We start from the raw sequence: 6,501 nt of genomic DNA, 5'->3' as shown, positions 1-6,501 counted from the left end.
TTTTGGCGCTCTTTGCCAAAAGGCTCAAAGCCGTGCCCACCACGTTCCAGCCCCCGCGTAGCCCGGAGTCACCCGGGCCAACGCCAGAAACTAACCTGCCTCCCAATCTGCGCGGCCCCTAGTCACCCGGGCCAGGGCAAGACAACTACGCCTTCACCCTCACCGCTAATACTTTCTCAACACATCCATCGGCACGTCATAGTCCCGCACTTGCCCCTTCTTGATCGCCGTCTGCAGGCTGGCCAGCTCGTGGTGGACGTGGCGCTTGCCCAGGTCGGAGCGGTACCAGTTGTCTGCCTTGGTTGCGTCGTCAGTGGTGCCGTGGAAGCTGTACTGAATGTGCGCCGGCAGCTGACTTGCCATCATGTGGTACAACCGGTTCATGTGGTAGTTGTTGGTCACCAAGATGATCCGGTGGATGTGGTCCAAGCCCAGTGTTTGGTCCAGCAGGGTCTTGGAGAATTGGACGTTTTGCAGCGTATACTGCGCTTTATTCTCCAGCAAGAGGGCCTCGGCAGGCACCCCTTGGGCCTCGGCCGCAGCCCCCAACGCGGCCGCTTCCCCGCGGGGCTGGTTCCGCCAGCGGCGGCCGCCGGAGATCAGCAGGTACGGTGCGCGTCCGGCTTGGTACAAGGCCACCGCGGCGGGCAGCCGGAGGGTAAGGGCCATCCGGCTGCCGGCTAAGAAGATAACGTCGCCGGGCTGGCCGTCATCTGGGTAGCGGAAGAGCAGGGTGGTGCGCTGGTACTGGCTGAGGGTGGCGAGGTCGAGTTGTGAAAAACGCATTATTCTTGTCCTTTCAAGTGCTTGCGGCCGTCGGCGGTGTAGACCCGCTGCTCATCAATGGCCAGTTTATCCACGATGGCTTGCCCCAGGTCGACGTGCATGATTTCTGCCAAGCCCAGCAGATAGATGGCCACGTCGGCCATTTCTTCTTGGACATTTGTCTGGTCTTTGTTCAAAATAGCGTGGAATAATTCGGTCATTTCGCCATGCATCAGCAGGAGCTCGAAATTCGTATCCGTGGTATTGAAGTGATGTGCCACTTTATTGGCATAGACTTCTTTTTGCAACGCCGTTATATCCAGTTTCATTGGCCCTCGCCCTTTCTACGTTCACCTTCAGTATACCGTAGCGGCCCGGTCTGGGGCGTCACCATTTTCTGGTTGCGAAATGGTAGCGTTCAGTGAGTCGGCGGCGCGGTGCCGAGAGAATACGTTATAATGGGTGCAATTATCCAGCTAACGTAAAGGAGAACACCATGATTTTCTATAATTCATTCAACCGCGATTGCCGGGATGCCGTGGGGGCGATCGTTGCCGGGACCACGCTGACGTTGCGGATTCAAGTGACTGATGTGGCCGTCCAAAATGTCGCGGTGGAGATTTTTCCCGATGGCCAGCAGGCCGAGGATTCCCAGCGGGTCCACATGCAGGCCGAGGGTCAGGGCTGGTATACCGGCCATTTGACGCCGCCCAGTGCCGGCTTGTATTTCTACCGTTTCGTGATTGCCACGGATCCCGGCGGCCAGGTCATTTACTACGCTCCGAAGAGCAAGACATTCGGCGGGACCGGTGTGGCGGGCCGGGACGGCAACACGAATTTCTACCAGCTGACCGTGCTGGCGAAGGAAGAAACGCTGCCGGATTGGTACAAGAACGCCATTTTCTACCACATCTTCGTGGACCGCTTCAACAACGGCAACGCCGATGGCCACGTTAACCATCCGAAGCCCAACAGCTTCCTCTACGGCACCCACCAGGATCTGCCGTATTACGTCAAGGATGCCAACGGGGAGATCGTCCGCTGGGATTTCTATGGTGGCAACCTCTTGGGCATCGAGCAAAAGCTGCCGTACCTGAAGCAGCTGGGCGTGACGGCGCTGTTCCTCAGCCCCATCTTCGCCGCCCGCAGCAACCACCGCTACGACACGGCGGACTATGAGCAGATCGACAGTATGCTGGGCAGCCTGGCGGACTTCGACCATTTTCTCACCGCCGTCCACAGTGCCGGCATGCACGTCATCTTAGACGGCGTGTTCAACCACGTTGGGGCCGACAGCCGGTACTTCGATCTGTACCATACTTATGAACCGCGCAACGGGGCGGCGGACAGCCAGGAGAGTCCGTATTACGACTGGTTCACGTTCACCCAGTATCCCAGCAAGTACGATGCGTGGTGGGGTGTGTCCGACCTGCCGGCGATCAATAAGGATTCGGCCAGCTTCCATCATTATATTGCCGGGACCGACAATGGCATCATCGACCGCTGGACCAAGCGCGGGGTCGACGGCTGGCGGCTGGATGTGGCCGACGAGCTGCGCGACAGCTTCATCGCCCAGATCCGCCAGGCGGTGGATCAGTATCCTGACCGGGTCCTCATCGGCGAGGTCTGGGAAGATGCGTCGAACAAGGTCGCGTACGGGCAGCGGCACCATTACTTAGAAGGCGGGATGCTCCAGGCCGTGATGAACTATCCGCTGCGCAACCTCCTGGTCGAGCTGCTTAACGGCAAGGCTTCGGTGGACGACTTTGTGCAGTACAGCCTGACCATCCAGGAGCATTACCCCCGCACCGTGTTCCAGAACAACTTCAATAACATCGGCACCCACGATACGGAGCGCATCTTGACCGCCATGGGCGGGGATGTGAGAAAACTGGCGCTGCTCTTGAATATTTTCCTCGCCACCCCCGGGGTGCCCTGTATCTATTACGGCGACGAGGTCGGCGTCACCGGCGGCAAGGATCCGGACAACCGCCGCTTCTTCCCGTGGGGACACGAAAACACGGACGTTCAGGGCATTTTCACCACCGCTTTGCAGCGGCGGCGGACGGATCCGGCGCTGGCCAATACCGCCAGTTTCATTCCGTTTTACGGCTACCGCTGGGGCGGTATCTGGCGGCACCTGCCTGCCGCCGGCGACCGGCCGGCCCAGGACGCGATCTTGGTCTTCAATCCCAACGAGATCCAGATCCTGGCGGATATTCGCCAGCTCCATACCGATGACCTGACCGTGGACCAGGCGGCCTTTCTGCGCCAGCATGTCGCCACCGTACCGATTCCAGCTTACGGCTACCAGTGGCTGCCCGGCCAAACTGATATGGTATAATGAAAGGTGCTTTGACCCGGCGCAACGCCGCCAGGGAAGACTTTAATCGGCAAAGAATAGGGGCTTTTTTCCAATGGCTTTATCGTTGAACGCATGTATGTTGATTCTGAAAGAACACCACCTGCTGAAGAGCAGTGCCATTCAAGGCGACATGGATACCGTGATGACCAGCGTGTCGTACGATTCGCGCAAGGTCCAGCCCAACGGCTTGTTTTTCTGCAAAGGCGAAAACTTCCGTACGATCTACTTGACGATGGCCAAGGACAAGGGCGCCATCACCTATGTGGCGGAGCAGCCGTATCCAGAAGGCAAGGGCATGAACGCGTTCATCGTGCGCAACGTGCAGAAGGCCATGGCCCTGCTGGCGGCCGCTTACTATAACTACCCCCAAGACGAGCTGTTCATCATTGCGTACACCGGGACCAAGGGCAAGACCACGTCGGCCTACTTCACGAAGGCCATCCTGGACGAGATGAACGGCGGCAAGACCGCCCTGTTCTCCACGATTGACCGGGTCGTCGGACCCAAGCCTGACCAGCGCTTCAAGTCGGACCTGACCACCCCCGAATCGCTGGATCTCTTCCACGACATGCGGACAGCCGTGAACAACGGCATGACCCACTTGGTGATGGAGGTGTCTTCCCAGGCCTACCTCAAGTCCCGGGTCTTCGGCCTGACGTACGACGTCGGTTTCTTCCTGAATATCACGCCGGACCACATCGGCCCCAACGAGCACCCGAACTTCGCCAATTACCTGCACTGCAAGCTGCAGCTGCTGGTCAATTCCCGGGTCTGTGTGATCAACGCGGAGACCGACCACTTCCCTGAGGTGTACGCTGCCGCGACGACGACCACCGACCCCGACAGCATCTTCCTCTTCGCCAGCGCCAGCTACCAGGAGCCGCACAATATTCCCATCGACTTCCGCATGGAGAGCCACGAAGCGGATCTGTTCGAGTCCCGCTTCACCTTCACGCCCGTGACCCCCAAGGCCATTGCCTTCGCGGTCCACGGCGATTACCAGCTGAAGCTGGTCGGGGATTACAACGAAGCCAACGCCACCGCCGCCATCATCGGCTCGCTGCTGGCCGGCGCGGATACGTACGAGACCCAGACCGGGTTGAGAAATGTGACCATTCCCGGCCGCATGGAATCAGCGCTGGCGCCGGGCCACGGGGCGGTCTACGTGGACTACGCCCACAATTACGGCAGTATGCACGCCCTGCTGTCCTTCCTGATCCGCCAGTACAAGCGGCCCCGGATCATCGTTGTATTGGGCGCCCCCGGAGATAAAGGGGTATCCCGTCGGGCGGACTTTGCCCGGGTGCTGAACCAGTATGCCAGCGACGTCTTTCTCACCACCGACGACCCCGGCTTCGAAGACCCGGCGGATATCGCCGCCGAAATCAACCGGGGCATCGACCACGAACAGGTGCGGGTCAAGATCGAACTCGATCGGCCCAAGGCCATCCACGACGCGATCCTGGACTCTCAGCCCGGGGACATTGTCGTTGTTGCTGGGAAGGGTGCCGATCCTTACCAGAAAGTCCGGGGCGTGGATACCCCGTATCCCACCGACATGGCCATCGTGCACCAAGTGATTGCCGAACTGCCGGCTGCGAAGGGAGAGACCAAGTAGATGGAGCACTTCTTCACTGTGATTGGCGGCATGGGCACCCCGGCCACGGAGAGTTACGTGCGGCTGCTCAACGCCCGCACCCCGGCTCACCGCGACCAGGATTACTTGAACTATATCTTAGTCAACCACGCCACCGTGCCCGATCGGACGGCTTACATTCTGGACCACAGCCAGTCCAACTTCCTGCCCCCGCTGCTGGCGGACATCAAACAGCAGGCGAGTCTGCACCCTGACTTCATCGTCATCGTGTGCAACACGGCCCACTATTTCTACAAGGAATTGGCCGCGGCGGCGGGCGACGTGCCGCTGCTGCACATGCCCCACGTGGCCGTGAACACGCTCACCCAGCGTTTTCCTAAAGCCAAGAAAGTCGGCCTGATCGCCACCGCCGGGACCATGGCAGACCATATCTATGAGCGGGAGATTCAGGCGGCCGGGTATGAGGTGGTGCTGGGCAACGGCACCATCCAGGACCAAGTGACCGAGCTGATCTACCACGACATCAAGGAACGCAACCACGTGGACGGTGAGTTGTACCACACGATCCTGCGGGAGATGATGGTCGAGAAGAGCTGCGACCTGGTCGTTCTCGGGTGCACTGAACTGTCTCTGGCCCAAGAAAAAGCACCGGACCATCCGTATCCGGTGATCGATCCGCAGAGCATCATCGCGGATGAATCGCTGCGTATCGCTTTGGCGCTGCGCCGGGGCGAGACCGTGGACTTCACGCCGCTGGTCAAAGCCAATGACCCGTTATCGCATTAAGCGGTACGCGTCCTTGGCGGCAATGAAATAAGTATGGTATGCTGTCAAAGGACGGGTCCAATTAATTAATTGGAACGACCTTTGACAGTTTTTTGTTCGGGGAGGGTTTGGGCCTGAAAGGGCAAGCATATGACAGATTTAGCGTACCATCGCGTTTATTCCGAGTTAACCAAGCAGATCAAAGCCGGCCAATACAAGGACTTTCGACTGCCCGACGAACGCAGTCTGAGCGAGCAGTTCGGCGTGTCCCGCTCGACCATTAAGCGGGCGCTGGGCATCTTGGTCAACCGGGGCATCGTCTTCCAGAAGCAGGGCTCCGGCACCTTCGTCAACCCGCTGTACTTCAAGAGCCGGCCGCTGTTCAACTACACCGGCGACAACATCGGCATCACCGACAGCCTCGTCCGCGACGGCCAGCAGCAATCCATCAAGGTCCTCCACTTCCACGTGCAGAAGGCCAAGCCCGCCGTGGCCGAGTCGCTGTTCATCCAGCCCAACGAGTTCGTCTACCGCATCGAGCGGCTGCGCCTGGTAGACGGCGCCCCATTCATGATCGAGATCGGCTATTTGCCCATCAAGCTGGTCCCGGAGCTGAACGAGCAGGTTATCCAGGACTCGCTGTACAACTACCTCCAGGAGGAGCAGCACATCATGGTCACGAAGTCTTTCCTGAACATTTCCACAGAACCTTCTACAGCGGAGGATCAAGAGCTGCTCCAGCTGAAGCCGACGGAGCCGGTAGGGGTGATGGAGGGTATCTTCTTCACCGACAGCGGCACCCCCATCGAGTTCTCCCGGATGCGCATTCACTACAAGTACATGCAGTACAATTCGTTTGTGTCGTTATCCTAAGACAGAAAGGCCGTCCGGTGAGGGCGGCTTTTCTTGTCCCCTGGTAAAGATGGGAGCAGGGCAGTGCCTGGCGTTGGCCCGGGTGACGGAGGGCTCCGCGGTCGGGGGCTGGAACGTGGTGGGCACGGCTTTGAGA

The 6,501-nt window shown here is 59.3% G+C and carries 6 protein-coding genes; 4 read left to right on the top strand and 2 right to left on the bottom strand.

Annotation, left to right across the window (positions count from 1 at the left end):
- Window positions 1-165: 165 nt before the first annotated feature.
- Window positions 166-786 (bottom strand): YdcF family protein, encoded by a 621-nt coding sequence (locus L248_RS10105; protein ID WP_022530111.1) that lies wholly within the window; start codon window positions 784-786, stop codon window positions 166-168.
- Window positions 786-1,094 carry a MazG nucleotide pyrophosphohydrolase domain-containing protein gene (locus L248_RS10100; RefSeq protein ID WP_022530110.1) on the bottom strand — a complete coding sequence of 103 codons (309 nt, stop codon included), beginning with the start codon at window positions 1,092-1,094 and terminating at the stop codon, window positions 786-788. The genes L248_RS10105 and L248_RS10100 overlap by 1 nt, the downstream gene beginning before the upstream one ends.
- A 167-nt stretch (window positions 1,095-1,261) precedes the next feature.
- Between L248_RS10100 and L248_RS10095 the strand changes: the two genes are divergently transcribed.
- From L248_RS10095 to L248_RS10080, 4 genes are all read left to right on the top strand, one after another.
- Window positions 1,262-3,109, top strand: a complete 1,848-nt coding sequence (locus tag L248_RS10095; protein WP_022530109.1) for a glycoside hydrolase family 13 protein — start codon at window positions 1,262-1,264, stop codon at window positions 3,107-3,109.
- Between the two features lie 73 nt (window positions 3,110-3,182).
- Window positions 3,183-4,748: a UDP-N-acetylmuramoyl-L-alanyl-D-glutamate--2,6-diaminopimelate ligase gene (locus tag L248_RS10090; protein WP_040536181.1), complete on the top strand. Its 1,566-nt coding sequence runs from the start codon at window positions 3,183-3,185 to the stop codon at window positions 4,746-4,748.
- Window positions 4,749-5,513, top strand: a complete 765-nt coding sequence (locus L248_RS10085; RefSeq protein ID WP_022530107.1) for an amino acid racemase — start codon at window positions 4,749-4,751, stop codon at window positions 5,511-5,513. It begins immediately after the preceding gene.
- A gap of 129 nt (window positions 5,514-5,642) precedes the next feature.
- Window positions 5,643-6,365 (top strand): GntR family transcriptional regulator, encoded by a 723-nt coding sequence (locus tag L248_RS10080; protein WP_022530106.1) that lies wholly within the window; start codon window positions 5,643-5,645, stop codon window positions 6,363-6,365.
- Window positions 6,366-6,501: the final 136 nt, after the last annotated feature.

The organism is Schleiferilactobacillus shenzhenensis LY-73 (assembly GCF_000469325.1).
GTDB classification, from domain to species: Bacteria; Bacillota; Bacilli; order Lactobacillales; family Lactobacillaceae; genus Schleiferilactobacillus; species Schleiferilactobacillus shenzhenensis.
This window is presented reverse-complemented; position numbering and strand designations above follow the sequence as displayed.